17 protein-coding genes, 2 tRNA genes and 1 pseudogene are annotated in these 24,384 nt (G+C 57.3%); 9 read left to right on the plus strand and 11 right to left on the minus strand.

The genetic code is table 11. The annotated features are described in order from the left end of the window. Positions 1–93: 93 nt before the first annotated feature. Positions 94–468 carry a hypothetical protein gene (locus ACR3E2_RS07770; protein ID WP_209507997.1) on the minus strand — a complete coding sequence of 125 codons (375 nt, stop codon included), beginning with the start codon at positions 466–468 and terminating at the stop codon, positions 94–96. Positions 469–559: 91 nt separating this feature from the next. Between ACR3E2_RS07770 and ACR3E2_RS07775 the strand changes: the two genes are divergently transcribed. Further along, positions 560–1,318, plus strand: a complete 759-nt coding sequence (locus ACR3E2_RS07775) for an alpha/beta fold hydrolase (protein ID WP_480473558.1) — start codon at positions 560–562, stop codon at positions 1,316–1,318. Here the strand turns inward: ACR3E2_RS07775 and ACR3E2_RS07780 are convergent, their stop codons facing one another. The 5 genes from ACR3E2_RS07780 to ACR3E2_RS07800 form a co-directional block, all read right to left on the minus strand. Then, the gene (locus ACR3E2_RS07780; RefSeq protein ID WP_480484912.1) at positions 1,319–1,504 is read right to left on the minus strand and encodes a hypothetical protein; all 186 of its coding nucleotides are present in this window, start codon (positions 1,502–1,504) and stop codon (positions 1,319–1,321) included. Between the two features lie 272 nt (positions 1,505–1,776). Next, complete coding sequence (locus ACR3E2_RS07785; RefSeq protein WP_480484913.1) at positions 1,777–3,129, minus strand: HlyD family type I secretion periplasmic adaptor subunit; 1,353 nt, start codon at positions 3,127–3,129, stop codon at positions 1,777–1,779. Between the two features lie 2 nt (positions 3,130–3,131). Beyond that, positions 3,132–5,354, minus strand: coding sequence for a type I secretion system permease/ATPase (locus ACR3E2_RS07790; RefSeq protein WP_480484914.1), 2,223 nt, complete (start codon positions 5,352–5,354; stop codon positions 3,132–3,134). Positions 5,355–5,393: 39 nt separating this feature from the next. Further along, positions 5,394–7,334, minus strand: coding sequence for a type I secretion protein (locus ACR3E2_RS07795; RefSeq protein WP_480484915.1), 1,941 nt, complete (start codon positions 7,332–7,334; stop codon positions 5,394–5,396). 130 nt (positions 7,335–7,464) lie between these two features. After that, positions 7,465–9,771, minus strand: a complete 2,307-nt coding sequence (locus ACR3E2_RS07800) for a hypothetical protein (RefSeq protein WP_480484916.1) — start codon at positions 9,769–9,771, stop codon at positions 7,465–7,467. 606 nt (positions 9,772–10,377) lie between these two features. Between ACR3E2_RS07800 and ACR3E2_RS07805 the strand changes: the two genes are divergently transcribed. Both ACR3E2_RS07805 and ACR3E2_RS07810 read left to right on the plus strand, forming a co-directional pair. Continuing rightward, positions 10,378–11,130 carry a helix-turn-helix transcriptional regulator gene (locus ACR3E2_RS07805; RefSeq protein ID WP_480484917.1) on the plus strand — a complete coding sequence of 251 codons (753 nt, stop codon included), beginning with the start codon at positions 10,378–10,380 and terminating at the stop codon, positions 11,128–11,130. Beyond that, a complete protein-coding gene (locus ACR3E2_RS07810) occupies positions 11,123–11,620 on the plus strand; it encodes a hypothetical protein (protein WP_245220737.1) in 498 nt (165 codons plus the stop codon). Before ACR3E2_RS07805 ends, ACR3E2_RS07810 begins: the two co-directional genes overlap by 8 nt. 106 nt (positions 11,621–11,726) lie before the next feature. Here ACR3E2_RS07810 and ACR3E2_RS07815 read toward each other — a convergent pair. Further along, positions 11,727–11,812, minus strand: a tRNA-Leu gene (locus tag ACR3E2_RS07815). Positions 11,813–12,321: 509 nt separating this feature from the next. Beyond that, a complete protein-coding gene (locus ACR3E2_RS07820) occupies positions 12,322–14,214 on the minus strand; it encodes a DEAD/DEAH box helicase (RefSeq protein ID WP_480484918.1) in 1,893 nt (630 codons plus the stop codon). Between the two features lie 246 nt (positions 14,215–14,460). Here ACR3E2_RS07820 and ACR3E2_RS07825 point away from each other — a divergent pair. Next, positions 14,461–15,804: pseudogene (locus ACR3E2_RS07825) on the plus strand (IS3 family transposase). A gap of 523 nt (positions 15,805–16,327) precedes the next feature. Here ACR3E2_RS07825 and ACR3E2_RS07830 read toward each other — a convergent pair. Both ACR3E2_RS07830 and ACR3E2_RS07835 read right to left on the minus strand, forming a co-directional pair. Beyond that, on the minus strand, positions 16,328–16,471 hold the full coding sequence (locus ACR3E2_RS07830; protein ID WP_480484539.1) for a DUF6538 domain-containing protein: 144 nt from the start codon (positions 16,469–16,471) through the stop codon (positions 16,328–16,330). Between the two features lie 99 nt (positions 16,472–16,570). Further along, a tRNA-Thr gene (locus ACR3E2_RS07835) sits at positions 16,571–16,646 on the minus strand. A 181-nt stretch (positions 16,647–16,827) separates the two neighbouring features. Between ACR3E2_RS07835 and ACR3E2_RS07840 the strand changes: the two genes are divergently transcribed. Continuing rightward, positions 16,828–17,697, plus strand: a complete 870-nt coding sequence (locus ACR3E2_RS07840; protein ID WP_480484480.1) for a hypothetical protein — start codon at positions 16,828–16,830, stop codon at positions 17,695–17,697. Between the two features lie 22 nt (positions 17,698–17,719). On the opposite strand, the gene ACR3E2_RS07845 is transcribed toward ACR3E2_RS07840, so the two are convergent. Continuing rightward, positions 17,720–18,616, minus strand: coding sequence for a LysR substrate-binding domain-containing protein (locus tag ACR3E2_RS07845; RefSeq protein WP_480484481.1), 897 nt, complete (start codon positions 18,614–18,616; stop codon positions 17,720–17,722). A 101-nt stretch (positions 18,617–18,717) separates the two neighbouring features. On the opposite strand from ACR3E2_RS07845, the gene ACR3E2_RS07850 reads away from it, so the two are divergent. The 4 genes from ACR3E2_RS07850 to ACR3E2_RS07865 are packed head-to-tail and all read left to right on the plus strand — an operon-like array spanning position 18,718 to position 24,324. Then, positions 18,718–19,890, plus strand: a complete 1,173-nt coding sequence (locus ACR3E2_RS07850) for a pyridoxal phosphate-dependent aminotransferase (protein ID WP_480484482.1) — start codon at positions 18,718–18,720, stop codon at positions 19,888–19,890. Continuing rightward, positions 19,887–21,089 (plus strand): acyl-CoA dehydrogenase, encoded by a 1,203-nt coding sequence (locus ACR3E2_RS07855; protein WP_209508024.1) that lies wholly within the window; start codon positions 19,887–19,889, stop codon positions 21,087–21,089. Before ACR3E2_RS07850 ends, ACR3E2_RS07855 begins: the two co-directional genes overlap by 4 nt. Before the next feature lie 11 nt (positions 21,090–21,100). Next, entirely contained in the window at positions 21,101–23,290 is a 2,190-nt protein-coding gene (locus tag ACR3E2_RS07860) for a dehydrogenase E1 component subunit alpha/beta (RefSeq protein WP_480484483.1), read from the plus strand. Then, complete coding sequence (locus tag ACR3E2_RS07865; protein WP_480484484.1) at positions 23,287–24,324, plus strand: ACP S-malonyltransferase; 1,038 nt, start codon at positions 23,287–23,289, stop codon at positions 24,322–24,324. The genes ACR3E2_RS07860 and ACR3E2_RS07865 overlap by 4 nt, the downstream gene beginning before the upstream one ends. The last annotated feature ends 60 nt before the right edge of the window (positions 24,325–24,384 follow it).

Genomic DNA, 24,384 nt, shown 5'->3' on the forward strand with positions numbered 1-24,384 from the left:
GGCGCTCTTGAGGCGCCGTTTTTTTTGTTGTTTGAGCAGTCGCTTCGATAGAGGGGGATCTGGCCACGCGTCAGCTTGGCAGCCGTCTGAAAGTCAAATCAAATCGCGCCACCACAGAAAAACAAGCAACAGCGCTGTCAGAGCCAACAGATTGAAAGCCAGCCCCCCCAGCAATCCAAGGAACCAGCCCCACCTGCGATCCGCAAGATTGATGCTTCCCAGATGATCCTGCACTACGTCCGACGCCCTGACGAGCTTGGGAGTATCCAGAATCAACCGCATCTTCGGGTGCGACGCCATCGCCTCGGACCGGGCAAGCACCATGGCCTGCCGGTACACCCGGCGCGGCAGGCGTCGTTTTGCCTTGCGAATGGATGCCTCTAGCGTCTTGTCGCGCACGCCAAGCTTGGCACGCAGCAAGGCCACCGTCTCGGCGATCCGGGTCTGAATGTCTGGGTCCTGAGGCATTGGCTCTCTCCTGCCGCCGCAATCTAGCCTGCACCACAAAGACCTACAATGGGGCTGGTGATCCGCTGTAGGCGCTTGTATCACGCAAGCTATGCTGAACACGATTGTACATGGCGAACCGACCGCCCGCCCACCGCTGGTAATAGCACACGGCCTTTACGGATCTGCTCGGAATTGGGGCGTCATTGCCAAAAGGCTTTCAGACGAACGGCAGGTTGTGGCGGTGGACATGCGCAACCATGCTTACAGCATGTGGGACCCGAGCCATGATTATCCCCATCTGGCACAGGATATCGCCGAAGTCATAGAACAGATCGGCGGCGTGGCGGATGTTCTTGGACATTCCATGGGCGGAAAGGCTGCCATGACCCTGGCCCTGCGGCACAATGGGTTGGTGAACAAGCTGGTGGTCGCCGACATCGCGCCGGTTCAATACGCGCACAGCCAAATCCGGTTCATCGAGGCCATGCGGGCTGTTGATTTTTCGCGCATCACCCGCCGGTCGGATGCGGAAATGCAATTGGCCGATCAAGGTGTTGAGAAAGCGTTGCAAAGCTTTTTCACCCAATCGCTGGATATCAAGGGAAAACGGTGGCTGCTTAATCTGGATGTTCTTGCAGCCGAGATGCCAAAGATCATGGGCTTCCCCAAGTTGGACGCCACATGGAATGGCCCCGCCCTGTTCCTGTCGGGCGCGGCATCGGATTATGTCCTGCCGGAACACCGCCCTGAAATCCGCTCGCTGTTTTCCGGCGCGCGTTTCGCCAAAATACCCGGAGCCGGGCATTGGCTGCACGCCGAAAAACCACGTGAATTCGAAGCAGCGGTTCGGACGTTCCTGAACGCCTGATCAGGTGCCCCGGTACAAGCGCCGGGCTACCATCCAAGACACCGGAGCAGCGATCACCGCCCCGGCAACTGCTGCGCCGACAATTGCGCTGACGGAAACCAATCCCGCAGACAGCACAGCGATTACGGCAGAACCTGAAATGGCAGTGGCGATCAGTGAATACAGCATGGCGGCAAGGCGAAACATGGTCGGGTGTTCCTTATGATGACTTCCGGCCAAACATGTCTCGATTCGAATGTGTTTTGCATTGATTTGCATCAGATGCGGAAATCTGGCGGTTCATGAACCTGTGATTTCGCAACCACCGTTGAGCCGATCCGCCAACCCGCCAAGGATGTGGAGCTTGTGAAATCCCAAGTCTTGCGCCGTCAAAGGTACACACCCTCACTTTCACGCTTTTCCCAAAAGGATCAGAACGCGACTTGAGGTAGATGAACCAACGGCCTTAGGCACCTAGGTTATTGCTCGCGAAACGCGCGCGACATGCTGTCCGACACAGGTTTGGCGATATAGGCCGCAAAAGTTCGTTCCTCGGTTTGGATCATAATTTCCGCAGGCATGCCGGGGGTCGGAACAAAGCCGCTGACCCGGTGCAGCTCGTCTGGGGTAAGTGAGATACGCGCCAGATATACCTCTTTTGGAACGCCTGCCGCCTCTTCAAGCAGCGCGTCGGCAGAGACATAAAAGACTTCTCCGTACAAAACCGGCGTTGTGCGCTGATTGAGCGCGATCAGTCGCACCGAGGCGGTCTGCCCGGTTACCACACTATCAATCTCGGTGCGTGGGATTTGCGCCTCAATAATCAACGGCGCATCGGCAGGCAGGATTTCGGCAATGGGTTCGCCCGTTTCGATCACACCACCCGGAGTATGATAATGCAGGCGAACCACTGTCCCGGTCACCGGAGCCCGTACCACGGCCCGGTCCAGGACATTACGGGCCTGACGGGATTTTTCGCGCACGCTTTCCAGATCGGCCTCGACCACGCCCAATTCATCCAGTGCAGCCTCGCGATAGGCGGATCGGGTGCGCGTAATCTGTTCCTGGTATTTCAGAAGCATCTGATTGATTTCAGCGGCCTCCGCCTGCAACCGGGCCTGCTGCCCCTCGGCTTCGGCCTGCACACGCCGGATCGTGTTCAATTCGCCCTTTCGAACCAGCCCTTTCTGGAAAAGCTGGTTTTTGGACTCGTACTCTTCCTGCAAGATCTCGGCACGTGTGACCATGCTGTCCAATTGGGCCTCAAAGCCGCTTGCCCGGATCTTCAAAGCCTCCATATTGCGTTCCAAAAGTGCCACATCATTCAGCAAGGTCTTGCGCGACACATCAAAGCTCAGCATTTGACCGTCGAGAATGGCCATGACTTCCACGTCTTTGGAGGCCTCGACCAGATCTGGCGTAAAGACCAGACGATCCCGTTCCCCATATTCCGCCAGCAATCGCTCGGTCATCGCCTGCAAGCGCAATTTGCGGATGAACAGCTCGCGCTCATTGGCCTGCGCCGAGGTCTGATCCAGCGTCATCAGCACCTGACCTGCCTGAACCGATTGCCCTTCGGTGACCTTGATGTCTTCGATGATCCCGCCTTCAAGGTGCTGGACAATCTTGTTGCGTCCGGTGGCGACAAAGCTGCCCTGCGCGATGACCGCCGCCGCCAGCGGGGCGCTGAAGGACCACACTCCGAAACCGCCAAAACAGACGACCAGCATGATTATACCGATGACAATGAAGCGGTTGATCGAGCGCGGAACTTCCGCATACCAGACGTCAGGTTCACCGGCAGAGTGCCTTACGGGTACGAGGTCATTCATGGTCAGCCTCCCTGTTGCCCTTCAATTCCGGTCCGTTTGCGCGGCCCGTTGATCTGCTGAAGAACCTGCTCGCGCTGACCGAACAATGCGACGCGCCCATCGGTCAGCAACATGATCTTGTCGACCACATTCAGCAGGGTCGGTTTCTGCGTGATGACGACCACGGTAATCTTGCTTTCGCGCGCCTGTTCAATGGCACGCGCCAAGGCTTTGTCCCCGGCAACGTCAAGGTTCGAGTTCGGCTCGTCCAGCACAACCATTCGTGGGTTCCCAAAAAACGCCCGCGCCAGCGCAATGCGTTGTTTCTGTCCGCCCGATAAAGGCGATCCATCGGAGGCCACCACAGTCTCATATCCCTGCGGCAAGGTTGCGATCATGTTGTGTACATCGGCCAGAACAGCGGCGTCATGGATCTGTTCGTCCGTGGCATCGGCACGCATCCGGCCGATATTGTCCTTGATGGTTCCGGGGAACAGCTGCACATCCTGCGGCAGATAACCGATGCTTTCGCCAAACTGGCGCGGGTCCCAGTTGCGGATATCCATCAGGTCCAGCCGCACACTTCCCGACGTGGGCAGAACGGACCCGACAAGGGTTTTGCCCAAGGTGGTTTTGCCCGCACCTGAATTGCCGATAATGGCCAGTGTTTCACCGGGGGTGAGTGAGAAGGTAATCCCGTTCAGAACCACACGTTTGGTTCCACCGGGGACATAGAGCAACCGCTCAACATCCAACCGCCCTTCAGGTCGCGGCAGGCGCAACTTCTCGTGTTGCAGGGCCGAGGTGGACAGCAGCGCCTTGATCCGCCCATAGGCCGCGCGCGTCAGCAGGTAGCTGTTCCACCCTTCAATCGAACCTTCGATGGGCGCAAAGGCGCGCCCGGCAATGATCGAGGCCGCGATCACCATGCCGCCGGTAATCTCTCCCTGCAGTGCCAGAAATGCGCCCCATCCCAAAATGCCAATCTGTGTCAGCAGACGAACAGCGCGCGAGATCGCCGCGAAGATCACGTTACGGTCCTGCGCGCGCACCTGCCAGGTCAGGGATTGGGCCGTGTCCCGCCCCCAGATCCGCACCGCCTCGGGGATCATGGCCAAGGCGTTGATGATCTGGCTGTTGCGCGACATGGAATCCAGATGCAGGTTCGCCATGGACTGCGCTTTGTTCGCCTCGGCAAAGGGTTTGGCTGTCATTTTCTGGTTGATCAGCGCAATCGTCATTAGGATCAGCGCCGTCACCACGACAATCATGCCCAGTTGCGGGTGCACGAGAAAGATCATCAGAATGAACAGAGGGGCGAATGGCACGTCCAGAAACGAAATCAAAGTGCCCGAAACTAGAAAACCGCGCAGTTGCTGCAAATCGCCAAGAGTCTGATATTCGCGCCCGTTTCCGTGCAACGACGCGTGCGCAGCAGCACTAAGCACCGGTGCACCTAAACGAACGGCAACCTCGACACCGGTTCGCATCAGCGTAAACCGCCGCACCGCATCAAATGCAGACTGAAAAATCACAGCCCCGGCGACGATCGCGGTCAACATGATCAGCGTATCCAAGGACCGGCTGGTCAGAACTCTGTCACTGATCTGAAACAGGTAGATCGGGATCGACAGGATCAGAATATTGGTCGCGCAGGTCAGCACCAGAACAAATGCCAGGTTACGCCGGATCGCCCGGATCGAATCCCGCAATGTGCGCTGGAAATCCTCGGGCGGGGTGCGCTTGTGAAAGGTTTGGGGTGGCCCGTTCCCGTCACCGCCGCCGGAATTTGTCCGCAACAGTGGCTGGTTTGCCTTGGCCTCGATCGTCGCGCCCATGTGATCCGCGCCGGACGTGCGCGCAGAGGGGGTCTTGCGCGCTGTCGTTTCGTCCGCGGTTGCGTGATCCGGGCCGTCAGCATCAGCCACCCCGTCACCACCGCCCGCAATGTCCTTGTCTTGCACGGGCTGCGGCGGCGCACGCCGATGGGGAGGTTCAGCGCGCGGTTGTTCACATGAGTGTTTCTGGTCTTTGGCCGGTTTCAACGCATCGTTTTCAACCGGCCGGTTTTGATCTGGTTCAGGCACTCGGAACTCCTGCGTCAGATGCAGTCGGGTGGTGGCACCTGTGGCCCGTTTTGCAGGATCTGTCCCAGGTTCGGGATCCTGACGCTTCAGACCCAACCCGCCTTGCCTGTCCAGCGGGCTGGATAAAGGGTGGCGGCGCGACGAAAAAACAAACGACATGTAGAAACCTTCTGGTCACTCGGTAAAAATCTTGGGGGATCAGGCCAGCATGGTTTGCAGGCCGTCGTCAGGTGTTGTTGCATCAAGAGCTGGGGTATTCAGTGCCAGGGCCGCATCCGGTTGCGCGACGGTCATGTCACCCATGATGGCTGCAATTGCCTCATTGGTCATCGCGGTAATCTCGTCGTTGTCCGGCATGTCGATCAGGCTGGCCTGATGCAGCAGCAGATCGGAATACGACCCGTCAGCTGCCATGACCGTCGAGTCCACACCCATCTTGGTCAGATGCGCGGTGTTCAGCATGGCGTTGCTGCCCGCGACTACATCGGCCCCGGCAGCATTCGGGCCGGACAGGTCAATATCATCCTGATCCAGCATCATCGTGGCCTGATTGACGATGTTCACCTGTATAAGATCGCCGTCGATCTTAAGGACGCGCAACTGCTCCATCCCGGCGAACATCGGATCATTCAGAAGCGCGTCTTCCAACGCGTCCATGTCCATTTCCGGTATGGCAAGCGCGTCCGCCATATTCTGTTGCATATCCTGGTGAATGTCCTTGCCGATCGTTTTGACCGACGCGTCGTTCATGAGCAGGTTTTCATCACCGTCCATCACCGACGCGGGCACTCCGCCGCTGATGATGTCGTCATCCATAAGGGCCATGGATTGAACCAGCACATCGACTGAAATCATGTTTCCGCCGATCATGATCAGATCGTAATAGCTGCCCAACTGCACGATATCGGCGACATTGTACATTTCGTTGTCGCCCAGCACGTAAAGCGTGGATGTGGCTGAAATTTCGGTCTGAATGTGATCGATATCGGTGGCATCAATACTCTGGCTGATGAAATTCGCGACCACCAGATCGCCGTGAACCCAGTCCACAACAACGTATGCGGGCTGGCCGCCTGTTCCGTCGGCATCGTCCAGCCAGACGGCCTCTTTGCCTTCGACTTCGATCACCGAAGACTGAACCAGGTTGGTACCGCTTCCGGCATTCATGGCACCCACGTCCCAGTCGGAAACAAGCGCGACCTGACTGATGACCGTCAGATTGATGGCCTGTCCGCCTACAACAATGTACGGAGCATCCACCCAACCAATTGTCGCAGACACTGCATTGATCGCCAGATTGCCGCCGGTCACCACCAGATGCCCGTCGTCAAAATCGGGATCCTTGGACTGATCCCATTCGGCAGGCCACGGCGTTTCCGCTTCATCGCCAGTCGCCTCATCCGGCTGATGGAAAGCGGGCAGCAGGTCGGTCCATTCAGGTGCTTCGGCCATGTGCTCGCCATTGACGATCACACCCAAGGCATCATCGCCATGGAACTGATACACGGTGACGCCATCCACATCCCCGTTCATCGGGTTCAACATCTGTTCGGCCAGTGCCTCGACCATCTCGATTGATTGGTAATCCGCGAGTGAAAATGACGGGCTTGCTACGGCATGAAGTGACAACGCCATGTCCAGCATCTGCTCACCTTTCGCGATCAGCGCATCCGTGTCGCGAAATTCACCCTCGCCCACCGTATCGTTGTCACGCAGGAAAACCTTTTGCGTGGTGTAACTTACCGCCGACCCCAACGGCACGTTTTCCGGCTGCAGAATGACAAGTGTAGGAACGGATGACGGTCCAATCGTGTCGTCCGGGACAAAACGCTCGGAAACCGGCCCATCTCCACCAAGGATAATCACCGATTCATGCACAGGCCCCTTCGGCGCGTCTGGTAGCGGCAGGTCAGGTTGAGGTGGGGCAAAATTGTATGGGAGGAGTTTGTACTCGCCCGCCGGGATATCAAGGTCGGCCCTGATGTGGATCGCAGCAGGATCGTCCAGCCCGTCAATTTCGGCTTTTCGCCTCAGGGCGGTGAATTCGTCATACTGGTCCCGCAGCCGGGCTTGTTCGATCGTAAGTTCAAATGCTCCAACAAAATGCGCTATCGTTTCCGTTATTGCGTCAAGGGCCATGTCGGTCATCCTTTTTCACCCGCACCGGCCAGAATTTCCGCTTTGGGTTCAGTTGGGCCGGGGCCACTGCTCGCGGCCCCGGCATTTTCGAAAATAGCGAGGCCCGATAATGCGTGCCCCGCCTTATGACTTATGCGTCGTTGTCGTCGCTTGCGTAGGACGAAGTCATCGAACCACCGACCATGGTCGTGTCGACCGAGTTGCCAAGCACGTTGGCGCCCATGACGATCGACTGGTTAAAGGCCGAGGTGTCGACAACAGCCGCTGCCGAGGCATAGGACTCGCCGGTCACGATACCATCGCCACCGTTGTTCGAGCCCCAGTTGCCAGCGTTGCCGCCTGCACCACCGTCACCCGAATAGGCACCAGCCGCGCTGCCGCCCGTGATGGTTCCACCCATGGTGTCACCGGACATAGCTGTACCGGTCGAGTATCCGCTGGCTCCGCCATTTGCGGCGGACGCGCCACCGGCACCACCGGCACCCGAGCTGGCCGCACCGGTCGCATCGCCCGAACCGGTCGATGTGGCATCGTTATCGGACATGCCCGAACCACCGTATCCAGCGATTGCTTCAGCCAGGCTGTCGGCGGCTCCGTTTGTATCGGCATCACCGAATACATCCGCCGCTCCGCCATCACCGGCGGTATTCGCCGCATCGGCAGAACCGGCACCGTTGCCCGAAGACGTGGATGTGGGCGTCGTTGTGCCGCCTGCTCCGCCGTCACCGTCTGCTGCAGACGTACCAGAACCTGCTGCGTCCGCTGTGCCGTTGGCCGAATTTGATCCGCCATCACCACCGCTGCCATCCGTGTTCTGCGAATTGCTAGATGCACCGTTCACGTCACCTGGGCTTTGGTTGATGTCGGGGCCGCTTGCGGACTGGTCGCCAACACCCTGCGCATCCGAATCCGCGTCGGCGGTTCCACCGGAACCATCGCCGCCCGAACCGTCACCGCCTGAGCCATCGCCACCAGAGCCATCGCCGCCCGAACCATCGCCACCGGTTCCGTCACCGCCGGTTCCGTCACCGCCTTCGCCCGCTTCGGCATCAACCATGCCTAGCTCTTCCTGCAGGGCCATGATTGCAGCTTCGACCATAGCGGCAAATCCGCCTTCGCCGTCACCGCCGGTACCGTCACCGCCTGTGCCGTCGCCACCGGATCCTTCACCACCGGTCCCTTCGCCGCCAGAGCCTTCACCGCCGGTACCAGGTCCGCCAGTTCCATCAGCCGAGCTGTCCGCACCACTGTCAGCGCTGCCCTCTGCTGCGTTGCTGCCGGCAGTCGCATCATTGGCTTCGGTTGTGCTGTCACTGGAATTCGACGACGAACCGTCTGTCGACGCGCTGCCGTCACCACCGTCGGAACCTTCGGCGTCTACGTCATTGCCGGCCAGACCAAAGCCCGTGCCGCTCGAGTCGGAATCGCTGTCGCCGCCATCGGCGCTACCCGAGGCATTCGAGCCAGACAGACCAAGGCCCAGTCCCAGACCAAACGAATCTGCGCTTCCGCCGTTACCGCCGGTTCCGTCACCGTCAACGCTTGTGCTGCCGTCGTTGTCAGCAGAAGACGAACTGTCAGCGTCGCCGCCGTCGCCGCCGGTGCTGTCACCGTCAGCCCCTGCGCCGGACAGGCCGACACCAATGCTGGCGTTATTTGCGTCACCGGTATCACCACCTGCGCCGCCACTCGAATCCGCGTCGGCGCTGCCGGTATCGCCACCGGCACCAAACGCATGGCTGCCCAGCGTGGTCGAGTCTGCCGAACCACCATAGCTGGTACCACCGTCGCCCGAATCTCCACCGTTGGACTTGACGCCGATACCTTCTTCAGCGTTGGCGGTACCGCCATAGGCGCTACCATTCTGATAGAAACCGGAATTGTTCGAAACTGACGCCGATTCCAGCGTGTCGTCATCGCTCAGGCTAGCCACCTGACTGTTGACGGCCGCCATCGCGGTTCCCGCACCATCCATTGAGATATCGACATTCATGTCATCGCCAGGATCATAGTTCAGATCACGGCCTGCAGTTATTACGTCGCCAACCGACGCGTTATCTCCGAAGTCCAGATCAACCTGATCGTCATCGCGCGGAATCCACTCTCCGCCACCAAAGTCGATATTGATCGCATTGCTGTTCGAATTGTCGTTGGTATTATCTCCGGCATTGAGCGTCTGGTCCTGATCCTGACCTTGATCCTGATCCTGGCCCTGATCTTGACCTTGGTCCTGGCCTTGTTCCTGACCCTGATCCTGGCCTTGATTTTGGTCCTGACCCTGATCGTTGGAGTTTTCTACAGTCTGGTCCTGCTGTTGCTGTTGTGCAGTCAGATCAGCTTCGACAAACGCCTCATCAATCGGGATTTCGACATTAACCGGAGCATCCAGGTTCTCGACATTAATTTCGTCGACGGTCGTTACGTTTGTATTATTCACATTACGTCTCATGACAAATTCCTATTTCTGGAACGCCAGACCGCCATTCATCTAAAAAGCGGCATCAGGCGAGATTGAAACAAAAATACCCGCGCAGCGCATGAACGCGCTGAAAGCGGTCTGTGGAAGTTTCTAAATGGCCACCTCCTTTCCCGGCTAAGCCGAAAGCGCGGCGGTTCATGAAGGCTGCTGAAATACGCAATGACCGGCGCGACAGGGACAGGCGCTTCGACAATTGAAGCCCAGCCATGTTCGCAGCGACGCACGCCCACGCCTAGCTAGTCGAAAGTTTTGAGGTGGTTACAACGTTGTTTTTATTACTTACTTTTAGAATACACCTGAGTTTGCGCTCACCTGCCCCGCATGACCCACCTACAAAAAATCGCAACAAAATAATTCAATTGTTTCCGCTGGTTGCACAAAAACCCAAGCGGAAACCTAACCGAAAGTTCTATGGCACGGGCTCTGGAAGAACTCCTCCCGGTTGTGGAAAACCATGCTTTCGAGTATAATAAAAGTTAATTACCTATTTGATTAGTTAACTATTTTAGACCGCCAGAATTCAAAAAAGCTATTTTTGGTTGACCCTGTTTGCGAGGGAATGTGATGAGTGTGTCATTGATAGAAGAAACTACCAATCAGGATCTTTATTCAGAAGATTTTTCGGTTGTCTTTATTGGAAAAGAATTATTCTACTCCAATCAGACCCTAAGAAGCGTTCAAACTGAATTCGGGGTTCGTGCCCGGCGGTTCGAAACTCTCGAAGCGATGAACGGCCACACACCCGGCTGCAGCAAGATTATTGTTGTGGACCAGATGATGCTTGAAGACCTGTTGGCGCGCCCAATGGCCTATACCAAAAGTACCGGGTCCGGCTGTCTTGCCTTTGCCTATCGCAAAGAAGAATCGGCCCGGCATATGTTTGAATCCTGGGATCGCACGCAGTTCGGCGAAATCGGATTTCTACCCATGAATGTGGCGCCCGATGCCTGGCGCGCCATCCTCAGGCTGCTGATGCATGAAGAACTGTACCTACCCAGCTTCCTTGCAGATTGCGTCGCCTTTCCTGGCCAGCGCACGCGGGACATCCCAGCCCGTCCAGTGACAAATGTCCCAAATGGTGTCGACCAGCGATCGCGGTACCTGAAGCTGACGCGTCGCGAGAAGCAGGTCCTGCAACTTGTCTCGCAGGGCAAAAGCAACAAGTTGATCGCGGCCAAGCTGGGAATTACGGAACACACGGTCAAACTGCATATGCACAACGTGGTTGGTAAGATCGGCGTCAGCAACCGCACCGCTGCCGCGCATTTCTACTACGAGGTTGCGCCACACGAGGCGCAGCACTCCGCCCTTGACTGACACGTTTGAAGCCCGGTTCGATCGCCTGATCCTTCTGGTTGGCAGGCTGAACTATATGTGGACCAACACCGAAAGCCTGCTGATCCACCTGATCGCTGGCCTTTCCGGAACGTCGAAAGACGTGGCCGTCATTATCTTCCTGACCCTGAACACAACCCGCGCGCGTATTGATCTGGTTGAACGGCTTGCCAAGATGGAGGGAAGGCCCGCGCAGGTTCGCGACCCGATCCTTGAACGCACGCAACGGCTCAGCAAGCTTTCGGGCATCCGAAACAAGTATAACCACTGCATCTATTCGTTCGATCAGGAGAGCGGAAACCCGAAAACGATCCTGATGCGGATTGCTGACCGCAAGACCGATATAAAACTGGGTCGCGCGGATACGGTAGATGATGACGCGCTTCGCGAAATCGAAGCGGTCGTCAATCAGCTTTCAGCCGCGAACCAGGACATCTGGAGGCTGATCCGGGAATTGGGGTATCCGGTTTAGTCCTGGTCATGAATATGATGCCATGACCACGTAGGCTGCGTTTCACTGCATTTGCGATACCGATGACGCGCAAACCGGGCGACAGAATGCAGCTTTCGAAAGCGCCTGGTGCGGGCGGTGGGACTCGAACCCACACGGGCATACGCCCTTCAGATTTTAAGTCTGATATGTCTACCATTCCATCACGCCCGCACGGCGCGGCCCTTTCGGACTGTGCAACGTCCTTACAAGCACAACGAGATGATAACAATGTGCTTTGACCCGCAGGATTGGGAAAAATAGACGGCAGCGCTGGTGAAACTCAATTGCACCCAACGGTACCTCCATTGTCTCACTTGGCTTTGGTGCGGTCCGACATATCCACAGGTCCGATGCATTGGATCGACTGAAGGTACTTCTCCAAAGAGCAGGTGCTGTCAGCACCGAACCGTTTTCCGTTCTATCCCAAAAAAGAATTCGTCAGGGCGCTGGCCGAAAAAAACTCCCGGCATCACCACATTATAATCCTCTGGTTATCAAGAACTCGAACTGAGTCTGCCATCAATTTGCATGGCCGATTGGAGCGGCAGTATGGTCCGCAGAGTATGATTATGTCTATCGCCCGGGCTCGCAGGCGCTGCGAAAGTCTGGTCTAACGGGCGGAACCCAGCGGAGTTTTGGCATGGCCAATGTCCGGAAAGGGCCTGTGCAAACGCTTCGACTTATTTTGAACGCCTTGGCACAGCGTTACCGCCCTTATTTGCCGCAGCGCGTGCACGGTTTTTCTTGCTGTTGGGCTTACCCTTTGGCGGTGGCGGGCCTTTTGGGCGGCGGTCAAGTTTTTTACTCAGACCACTGCGGTTGTCGTCATCGCGTTTGGGCTTGGCTTCAACTTTGGCCTTTTCAGGGGGCTTGGACACTGTCTTTTTCCGCGCTTTCGCAGGCTGCGGCTCGACAAGTCGGCTCGGTTTGCGTGCAGTCTTTTCCAGACCTTTCTTGCCTTTGGCAGCCCGGTTAAAGCTTGTCTTTGCTGAGTTCGACAAATCGGGGGCTGAATCCAACTGCACAATGTCTTTTGTACCCTCGATCTTCATTTCCGGCCCAATCGCCTCCAAAAAACCGGCGACGCTGCTTTCGCGAATTTCGATATAGGTCTCGTCGTCAACGATACGGATCGCACCGACATCGGATTTTGTGATGTTCCCCGCCTTGCACACCATAGGAAGTAGATATCGCGGAGACGCATTTTCGTTGCGCCCTTCTGACAGCGAAAACCAAACACTCGGACCAAAAGGTGCGCTCTGCTTTGGCGCTGCTTCCTGAATGTCGTTTAGTTCTTCCGGAGCGGAATGCGCCCTGTTGTATTGACGGACATATGCCGCAGCGAGTTGTTCTGGCGAGAACCTTTCTACCAGTTCGTTGACTGACTGCCGCTCAGTCTTTGTTATTTCAGAGCACCAGTCCTCCGATCCGAACATCCGTTGCTGGTCTTGCGCTTTGACCTCTTCAGCGGAGGGCGCCGCACCCCAATCGGCCGTGAGTTTAGCGAATTTCAACAGCCTTTGGGCTTTTTTGTAAGAAGCCGGTGCAACGATCAGTGTGCTGACACCTTTGCGCCCTGCACGTCCAGTTCGGCCTGAACGGTGCAAAAGCGTTTCATGACTGCTGGGCAGTTCCGCATGGATCACCAGATCCAGATTTGGCAGATCAATTCCGCGCGCCGCGACATCGGTCGCTACACAGACGCGGGCCCGTCCGTCACGCATGGCTTGCAAGGCGTTTGACCGTTCACCTTGGGTCAGTTCTCCGGAAAGAGCTACAACCGAAAACCCGCGGTTGGACAGTCGGGCTGTCAGACGGCTGACCATGGCGCGCGTGTTGCAGAAAACGATGGCGTTAGGAGCCTCGTAGTAGCGTAGCACGTTAATGATAGCATTTTCACCGTCACGTGGAGCCACATTCATCGCACGGTACTCGATATCGGCGTGTTGCGTCCGCTCACTGACAGTACTTACACGCTCGGCATCCCTTTGGTACCGGGCAGCCAAGGTGGCAATGGCGCGCGGTACCGTTGCCGAGAACAATAGTGTCTGGCGGTCTGATTGCGTTTGTTCGAGGATGAATTCCAGATCTTCACGGAATCCAAGGTCGAGCATTTCGTCAGCCTCATCCAACACGACGGCGCGTACGGATGCCAAATTAATCGAGCCGCGCATGATATGATCCCGCAACCGCCCTGGTGTCGCGACCACAATATGTGCCCCTCGGGACAGCGCCCGGCGTTCGTCGCGCATATCCATGCCGCCAACGCATGAGGCAATGAAGGCCCCCGCATCCGCATAGAGCCACCCCAGTTCTCGTTTGACCTGCAGCGCCAACTCTCGCGTCGGCGCAACAACCAACGCCAAAGGCGCGCCTGCCACATCGAAAACCTGCGCATCGCTCAAAATTGTTGGTGCGATGGCCAAGCCGAACGCGATGGTTTTTCCTGATCCGGTCTGCGCCGAAACTAACAAGTCTCGTCCCTGCAAATCCGGTGCGGACACGGCCTCCTGAACAGGGGTCAGCGTGTCGTATCCTTTACGCTTCAATGCGATTGCGAGTGTCGGGTTCATGGCTCAGCTCTCCGGAGTGATACGGTCACCCTCAGAGCTTCCGACACACGGGTCATAGTAGAAGCGCAGTCCATACTGCGAGGAGAACCGGATGTATAGATCGGAAAATGCGCCTCCCAATGAGCCTCCCCAACGGAACAGGTCCACACTTATGTTAAGGTTGTCCGCCATCAGCACCCATGGAACAGACTAGGTTGATTGCGTAGCGGAGGATTTCAGGCTCATCGTAACCATCAGAGAGTGGAGATGAGAATGAAATCCGGGAAACAGAAAGCGTCAGCAGAGAGAGTTGTCAAAGACATCCGCAGGAAGACACGGCGCCAGCATTCGGCAGAGGAGAAGATCCGTATTGTGTTGGATGGGCTTCGTGGTGAAGACAGCATAGCGGAGCTGTGTCGCCGTGAAGGAATAGCTACGAGCCTGTATTACAGCTGGTCGAAAGAGTTCCTTGAGGCCGGTAAGAAGCGGTTGGCTGGCGATACCGCACGCCAGGCTACCAGCTCTGAGGTGAAGGATTTGAGAGCGGAATCGTCGGCGCTGAAAGAGGTAGTCGCCGACCTGACCCTTGAGAACCGGCTGCTCAAAAAGCATGTTCGAGGATGGGGAGACGACGAATGAGATATCCCGCATCCGAAAAGCTTGAGATCATCCGGCTGGTTGACGGTTCGCACCTGCCGATCAAACGCACACTGGAAAAGCTCGGCATTCCCAGAACGACCTTCTACCGCTGGTACGACAGGTATCTGTCTTTCGGCGAGGCCGGGCTTGAGGATCGCCATTCCCGGCCGTAGGGTTTGGAACCGCATCCCCGACAAGGTGCGCAAGCAGATCGTGGAACTGGCTCTGGAAGAACCCGAGTTATCGCCCCGCGAGCTTGCGGTGCGGTTCACCGACACCAGGCGCTACTTCGTTTCTGAGGCCAGTGTTTACAGGCTTCTGAAGGCACAAGATCTGATCACTAGCCCAGCCTGCATCACCATCAAAGCGGCGGATGAATTCCATGAGAAGACTGTGCGGCCGAACCAGCTTTGGCAGACCGACTTCACCTATCTCAAAGTCATCGGTTGGGGCTGGTTCTACCTGTCTACGATCCTGGATGATTACAGCCGTTACGTTGTCTCTTGGCGCCTTTGCACCACGATGAAAGCTGACGATGTCACAGGAACGCTGGAAGACGCTTTGGCTGCATCAGGTTGTGACAGTGTCACCGTTGCCCACAAGCCCCGGCTGCTCAGCGACAACGGCAGCAGTTACATCTCTGGCGAGTTGGCGAAATGGCTGGATGAGCAGGGTATGGATCATGTTCGGGAGCGCCCAACCATCCGCAGACCAGGGCAAGATTGAGCGATGGCATCAGACGATGAAGAACCGTGTCCTGCTGGAAAACTACTATCTGCCGGAGCGCTCGAACAGGCCATCGGCGACTTCATCAATCACTACAACCACAACCGATACCACGAGAGCATCAGCAATCTGACACCCGCCGATGTCTATTTCGGTCGAGCCGAAACAATCCTCAGACGCAGAAAGGAAATCAAACACCAGACAATCCAGAAACGCCGCTTGCTGCATCATCAGAACGCGGCGTAGATTGAAACTGCGGCGAGCCTGATCCTCCTAAGCCAATCAAACGCTCGTGTTCCAAATCATTCGATGACGGACATGTTAAGGTGTCTGAAGTCAGCGCCTACCGGACAGATTTAGAGTTTTCATCATATACTCTTTAGCTGCTCGAAGTACGTGTGAATAAGTTTGTCGCCGCAATCTGTTGTTCTAACGTCGTGAACAACAGAAATGCGCCACTGCGCACCGGAGACACTTCTCTAGCTTAGCAAACGAACCGCAAAACGATTGTGAACCATAGAGCTACAGAGGCTGGTCCGCAGCAGACGTTCCTTTAGTACTTTCGTTGAGCCTTTTTACATCGACTTAGCCAAAAGCCAAAAAGTGATGGCCAAGTCCACGAAGACTTTTCTTTGAAACTCATCACTCATGCTTGATACCAATCCAATTTCAGCAGCCTGCACTTCTTTCAAATCTGGTAGCTGCTCAAGGAGCTTCCAGTCGCTAATCCCATAACAATCGTCCTAAACAAGTGTCTACAGGCCGAATATCAAACCCAAGCATCACTGTGGTTTAAGGTACTGAGGTTTGGATAATGCTTACGAACATCGTCGGGAACTCGCCTCCGAAAATAGTAAACACCGCCCTCTTTCTTCTGAGAAAAGAATTTGCTGAGATCATAACCGCTCCAAATTCAGCGATGGCTAGAGGCATAGCGTCGCCTCGTGTGTCACCTTCGAATCCAGAGAATGCGCTTTAAAACGCTTATATTTAAGAGATTTCAGTGATTTAATGGTGCCCCCACACGGACTCGAACCGCGGACCTACTGATTACAAATCAGTTGCTCTACCAGCTGAGCTATAGGGGCACTGGCAGTCGATTACTTCGTCCGACAGAGGACTGCAACCCTCATTTTTAACTCAAACTTGGGGATTGCCCGATTTCCTGAGAAAGTGCAGAAACCGCACGGTTGGTTCATTGCAGATTTTCACGCGACGCAAAGACATGGAATGGGATGGACCCAGCCCCTGAGGGAAAAAGGACAAAAGATGCAGGTAGTAATCCATGCCGGGGCCGCTTTCGCCGATGAAGGGCAAGTGCTGTCCTCGCTCTCGGCAAACAAGCAGGCCTTGGCGGATTGCCGTGCTGTGATCTTGGGACCGCGCGGCGGACGTCAGTTTGTCAAGGTTCTGTCTGATGCCCTTGCTCAGGATTTGTCTGATGCAGAAACACAGGACGGGCTGCACGCCCTTCTTCCGGATGATCCAAATGTTGATCGTGTCATCCTCTCGAACGACAAGTTCTTTGGCCCAACACGCTCTGCCCTGCAACATGGACAGATTTACCCTTTTGCCGGGCAGCGGACAGCCTATGTGCAGACCTTGCTGGACGATGCTCAGGTCGAAATATTTGTCGGTCTGGTGAACCCCGGTTTTTTCATACCCAAGGTCCTTATGTCGATCCATGAAGATCACCGGCAGGAGATTCTGACCAGCACCGATCTGAGTTGCCTGAGCTGGTTGAGTATGATCGAAGATCTGCGCGATCTTGCACCTCAGGTGCAGCTCACTTTGTGGAAGAACGAACATTTGCCACTGATTCTGGGGGATATCACGCGCGCAATGGCGGGCCTGCCCGGTGACGCTCCTCTGGTGGATGAATATGCGTTGCTGTCGTCGCTTCTGACTGAAACCGGTCAACAGCATGTTCTGGACATCGTGCGGGGCGGCGTCGGCCTCGACAAGGACGCTCAACGCGAAGACCTTGCGCGGGTTTTGGAGGACTATGCCCGGCCCGATGAGGTCGAAGAAGAACTTGATCTGCCCGGCTGGAACGCAGACATCGTTGACGCATTTACAGAGCTTTACGAGCAGGATCTGGCAATCATCCAGACCATGCAGGGCATCCGGATGCTGTAACCCTTCTGTCGCGCCCGCACCCTTACAAATGCCTTTTCGTTTGCCGGATGATCCAGTCCGCAAATGCTTGTACGGCTTCGTTCCTCTGCCCGGTCGGCGTTGCAATGAAATATGCGCTGCCCGAGGCATTCACCAATTGCCCGGTCTGGACCAGCGCGCCCGACGCCAACTCGGCCTCGATCAGGTAGGACGGCAAAATCGCAGCCCCAAGCCCTGCAACTGCGCCTTCGATCAGCATCGAGAACTGATCAAAGCGCATCCCTGGAAAAACCGCTCTGGCGTCAAGCCCAAGGCTGGCATGATACTCGGACCATAGCCCGGGCCGTGAGGTCAGATGCAACAGCGGCAGATCGAACACATGCTGTTCCTCGAAAGGCCGTTGGTCGCCCAACAACACGGGCGCGGCTGCCACGACAAGTTTTTCCGGGAACAGCTTGCGTAGCCGCGCACCGGGCCAGTCTTCGTGGCCAAAGTGAATGGCAAGGTCCACGCGCCGCTCTTCCAGGCTGAACGGTGTTGTGTAGGAATGCAAATCCAGTTCGATCCCCGGATGCAGGTGCTTGAAATCCGGCAGTCTTGGCACCAGCCACCGTGTAGCAAAGGTGGGCAGGACCGCCAAGGTCAGCAACGACGCACCGTCACCGGCCGCGATCGCACGATTGATCGTACCGTTCAGACGCTGAAGGTCGCCTGCAAGTTCTTCAAACAAAGCGCGACCCGCCTTCGACAGGCGAACGGCACGCCCGACCCGGCGAAACAGTGTCACCCCCAACGCAGCCTCAAGTTCACGCACCTGACGGCTGACCGCGCCCTGCGTCACACCAAGCTCTTCTGCTGCCATAGTATAGCTTTCGTGGCGTGCGGCAGCCTCGAAGCTGCGCATGAGGGCAAAAGACGGGAGGGAGTTGATTCTGGGCATACCACTCATGAGTTTTAGTCACTGAAACGATACAAAACGGCGTATTTTTATCAAGTTACTTTGCAGATAGAACCTCAGTCACCTTCAGAGGAAGATTAACAGTGTTCCATCGCGCAAACCGACTAAACGGTATCGAATTGTCCGAAATCGTGCAGATTTCCGAGGCCGCTGCACGCTTGCGTTCGGAAGGGCGCGATGTTCTGGCGCTGTCGACCGGTGAGCCTGACCTGCCCACCCCGCCCCATGTGGTCGAAGCTGCCCACTCGGCAGCGCTGGACGGCAAGACGAAATACCCGCCGACGGCCGGGGTGCCCGACCTGCGCGCCGAAATTGCCCGGCAGGCCAAAGCCGAAGTGGCTCAGGTCATTGTGTCCACCGGTGCCAAGCAGGTGATTGCCAATGCGATGCTGGCCAGCCTGAACCCCGGCGACGAGGTCATCATGCCCGCGCCCTACTGGACCAGCTATTCTGACATAGTGCGGATGGCGCGTGGAACGCCCGTCATTCTGCCTTGCCCGATGGATCAGGGGTTCAAGCTTCTGCCGGAACAGTTAGAGGCCGCAATCACATCGCGCACGCGCTGGCTGATGCTCAACACGCCGTCGAACCCGTCGGGGGCAATCTACACGCAGGATGAGATCGCCGCCCTCTCATCTGTTCTGTCCCGTCATCCACAGGTCTGGGTTCTTGCGGATGAGATTTATCGCCATCTCAGCTTTACTCCGTTTGCATCAGTGGCCGAGGCAGCCCCTGACCTTGCCGACCGTCTGTTGATCGTCGACGGTGTCGCCAAAGCATGGTCCATGACCGGATGGCGCATCGGCTGGGGGATCGGGCCGGTCGAGTTGATCAAGGCAATGGTGGCCGTTCAGGGGCAGGTTACATCGGGCGCCTGTTCGATTGCACAATGGGCCTCGCTTGCGGCGCTGACCGGCAGCCCGGACCTGTTGGAAGAACGCCGGGTCATTTTTACCGAACGCCGTGATCTGGTGGTTGCAGGGTTGAACACGGTTCCGGGGTTGCGCTGCGCGGCTCCCGACGGGGCGTTCTACGCCTTTCCTTCCTGCGCCGGACTGCTTGAGGATCAGGGTGGACCGTTCAAAACTGACGCTGACTTCTGCACCTGGTTGTTGGAAGATGCCGGTGTCGCTCTGGTTCCCGGTCGCGCCTTCGGGTTGCCCGGACATTTTCGCCTGAGCTTTGCTTATGCCCAAGATACTATTGCAGCGGGGCTTGCACGTCTCAAAGCCGCTGTAGAAAGGAAACTCTCATGAAACCACAATCCCGCCCCCAGCTTGGCCCTTTCACTTGGGATGACCCTTTTCTGCTGGAAGACCAGTTGGCCGAAGACGAACGCATGGTGCGCGATGCGGCCAACGCCTACGCGCAGGACAAACTGCTGCCCCGTGTGACCCAGGCTTTCGCCAATGAAGAAACAGACCCCGAAATCTTTCGCGAGATGGGTCAAATGGGCCTTCTGGGCACGACTATCCCCGAAGAATTCGGCGGCATCGGTGCCAGCTATGTCACTTACGGTCTGGTCGCACGCGAAGTGGAACGGGTCGACAGCGGTTACCGCTCGATGATGTCGGTGCAGTCCAGCCTCGTCATGTATCCGATCTATGCCTACGGAACGGATGAACAGCGCCGGAAATACCTTCCGAAACTGGCCAGCGGTGAGTCTATTGGCTGCTTTGGCCTGACCGAGCCCGATGCAGGCTCGGACCCCGGCGGCATGAAAACCGTCGCAAAAAAGACTGATGGGGGCTATGTCCTCAACGGGTCAAAGATGTGGATCTCGAACGCGCCCATTGCTGACGTGTTTGTTGTCTGGGCCAAATCAGACGCGCATGACGGCAAGATCAAGGGTTTCGTTCTTGAAAAAGGCACACCCGGTCTTTCAGCTCCGAAGATCGAAGGCAAACTGTCGCTGCGCGCCTCGATCACCGGTGAGATCGTGATGAACAATGTCGAGGTCGGGGAAGATGCTCTGTTGCCGGGTGTCGAAGGTCTGAAAGGGCCATTTGGTTGCCTGAACCGCGCACGATACGGTATCGCCTGGGGATCGATGGGCGCAGCCGAGGCCTGCTGGCACGCCGCGCGGCAATACGGTCTGGACCGAAAACAGTTCGGTCGCCCTTTGGCGCAAACGCAGCTGTTCCAGCTGAAGCTTGCGAACATGCAGACCGAAATCGCCTTGGGCCTTCAGGCCGCTCTGCGCGTGGGTCGTCTGATGGACGAAGCCCGCGCAGCGCCGGAAATGATCAGTCTGATCAAGCGCAACAATTGCGGCAAGGCACTTGAGGTCGCCCGCCACGCACGTGACATGCACGGCGGCAATGGCATCAGCCAGGATTTCCACGTGATCCGCCACATGGTGAATCTGGAAACCGTGAACACCTATGAAGGCACGCATGATGTTCATGCCTTGATCTTGGGTCGCGCACAAACGGGCCTGCAAGCCTTCGCCTGAGGACGACAAAAATGGATCGCGCAACCATTGTGCATGACAACTTCCTGCGCCGGGTTGCGGCACGGGATTTCCCCGCTGGCGCGACGCCGTCTGGCCCACTGACAGCGTCCGAAGCGGTCGGGCTATATCGCGCGCAATGTCTCAGCCGCGCATTGGACCGCCAAAGCCGGGCAATGCAGAAAGCGGGTCAGGGATTCTATACCATCGGCTCCTCTGGTCACGAGGGGATGGCCGCCGTGGCGGCAGCCCTGCGCCCGACAGACCCTGCTTTTCTACACTACCGCGACGCCGCGTTTCAGATCGCCCGGTCCGATCAGGTGCCGGGGCAGAGCCCGACATGGGATATACTGTTGTCCTTCGCTTCGTCCTCTGATGATCCGATCAGCGGTGGGCGGCACAAGGTGTTGGGGTCAAAGGCGCTTTGCATCCCGCCACAGACCTCGACCATTGCCAGCCACCTGCCCAAAGCTGTCGGCGCGGCTTATGCAATCGGAGCAGCCCGCCGTCACAAACCCGAACATGCAGAAATGCCGGACGACGCCATCGTCTACTGTTCCTTTGGTGATGCTTCGGCCAACCATTCCACAGCGCAAGGCGCGTTCAACACCGCGCAGTGGACGTCTTACCAGTCGGTTCCCCTGCCACTGCTGTTCTGCTGTGAGGACAACGGGATCGGAATTTCGACCAAGACACCACAAGGCTGGATTGCCGCAACATTCTCTCATCGACCGGGACTGAAGTATTTCACGTGTGACGGGCTCGATATTTTCGAAACCTACCGTGTCGCACAAGAAGCCGCCGCCTATGTCCGCAGCCGCAAGAAGCCCGCATTTCTGCACATCAGCACGTTGCGCCTGTATGGCCACGCCGGGGCAGATATGCCCACCACCTATATGCCAAAATCCGAGGTCGAAGCCGAAGAGGCGAACGACCCCCTGCTGCACTCCGTCCGTCTGCTGGAACAATCCGGTGCGATGCAACCGAATGACGCCCTGAAGGTATACACCGACACCTGCGACCGCGTCTCCCGCGTCGCCGACAAGGCGATCACCCGCCCTCGCCTGAAAACCGCAGGTGACGTGATGGCCAGCCTGATCCCGCCCGCACGCCCCTGTGCCCCGACCAATGGCCCGTCAGCTGAACATCGGGCTGAAGTATTCGGCGGCGACCTCAAAGCACATGCTGAACCCCAGATCATGTCACGCCTGATCAACTGGGCCCTGAGCGACCTTATGCTTGAACACGGTGAGATCGTGATGATGGGCGAAGATGTCGGGCGCAAGGGCGGTGTCTATGGCGTGACGCAAAAGCTTCAGGCCCGTTTCGGCCCTGACCGGATGATCGACACGCTGCTGGACGAACAGTCGATTCTGGGCCTAGCCATCGGGATGGCTCAGAACGGGTTTACGCCCATGCCGGAAATCCAGTTCCTGGCCTATCTTCATAACGCCGAAGACCAGTTGCGCGGCGAAGCGGCCACCCTGCCCTTCTTCTCGAACGGTCAGTACACCAACCCGATGGTCGTGCGCATCGCCGGGTTGGGGTATCAAAAAGGTTTTGGCGGGCATTTCCACAATGACAACTCGGTCGCGGTTCTGCGCGATATTCCGGGGCTGATCCTGGCCTGCCCATCGAACGGCGCCGACGCTGCACGAATGCTGCGTGAATGCGTGCGGCTGGCCCGGGAAGAACAGCGGCTGGTCGTGTTTCTGGAACCCATCGCGCTCTACCCGATGCGGGACTTGCACGAAGCTGGGGACGCAGGCTGGATGCACACCTACCCCGACCCATCCGAAAGGATCGGTTTCGGCGAGGTCGGCGTGGATGGCGACGGCGACGATCTGGCGATTGTTACCTTTGGCAATGGCGTCTACCTCAGCCATCAGGCGCGCAAACCGCTGGAGGCCGACGGGATAAAAAACCGGATCATTGACATGCGCTGGTTGTCACCGCTGCCCAAAGACGCGCTGACCCGGGCCGTAAGCGGCGCCAAGCGGATATTGATCGTCGATGAAACCCGGCATCACGGTGGCGTGGCCGAAGCCCTGATGGCCCATTTCCACGAAACCACAGATGTGCCGATGGCACGTATTACGGCCGAAGACAGTTTTATCGCCACCGGCCCGGCCTATGCCGCAACTATGCCATCGAAAGACAGCATCGAGGCCGCAGCAAGATCCCTGATGGAGACGGGCAAATGAGGTCAGCAAAACAAACCGCTGTTGTCATCTGTCCGGGGCGCGGCACCTATAACAAACCTGAATTGGGGGTTCTGAGCCGCCATTTTACCGACAAGGCCCTGCTGGCCCATTTCGACGACATGCGCCGCACGCAGGGTCAGGAAACCCTAAGCGAACTGGACGGCGCAACGCGGTATTCCGTGGCAAAGCACACGCGCGGCGACAATGCCTCGGCCCTGATCTATTCCGCGACGCTGGGCGATTTTCGTGCCATTGATCCGGAAAAGGTCGACGTGGTGGCTGTGACCGGAAACTCGATGGGTTGGTATTCGGCCCTGGCCTGCGGGGGCGCCTTGACCGCCGAGGCTGGGTTCGAGGTGGTCAACACCATGGGAACACTCATGCAGCAGAGCCTGATTGGCGGCCAGTTGATCTACCCCTTCTTGGATGCCGACTGGCAGCCGAACCCGGCACGCAAGGCCGAACTGCTGGCTCTGGTCGCTGAGATTGACGACACCGGCGCGACCCTCACCCTGTCAATTGATCTGGGTGGGATGCTGGTTCTGGCCGGGGATGAGGCTGGGTTATCCGCCTTTGAAAACAAGGTGCCTGTGGTGCAGGAACGCTTTCCGATGCGGCTGGCCAACCACGCAGGGTTTCATTCGCACCTGCAACGCCCAGTTGCCGAAGCCGGTCGCAACCGCCTTGCCGAAGATCTGTTCCGGCAACCCAATTTGCCCATGATAGATGGCCGCGGTCAGATCTGGTGGCCCGGCGCCTGTGATCTGGACGCGCTTTGGGACTACACGTTGGGTCATCAGGTGACCGAAACCTATGATTTCACAAAGGCCGTATCACAAGCCGCGAAAGAGTTTGCACCCGACATGTTCATCGTCACTGGACCGGGAACCACACTGGGCGGAGCCGTCGCGCAGTGCCTGATCCTGAGCAATTGGGATAAGATGCAGGACAAAGCAAGCTTTCAGACCAGCCAACGCGAAGAACCTTCGCTGGTCTCAATGGGGATCGAGGATCAACGCACACGTGTGACCTGACCTTGCACACCCTGGCAGTTCGCCCTACGCAAACCGATCGATCGCGGATATTCCGCTCCA

Source organism: Ruegeria sp. AL7 (assembly GCF_056536105.1).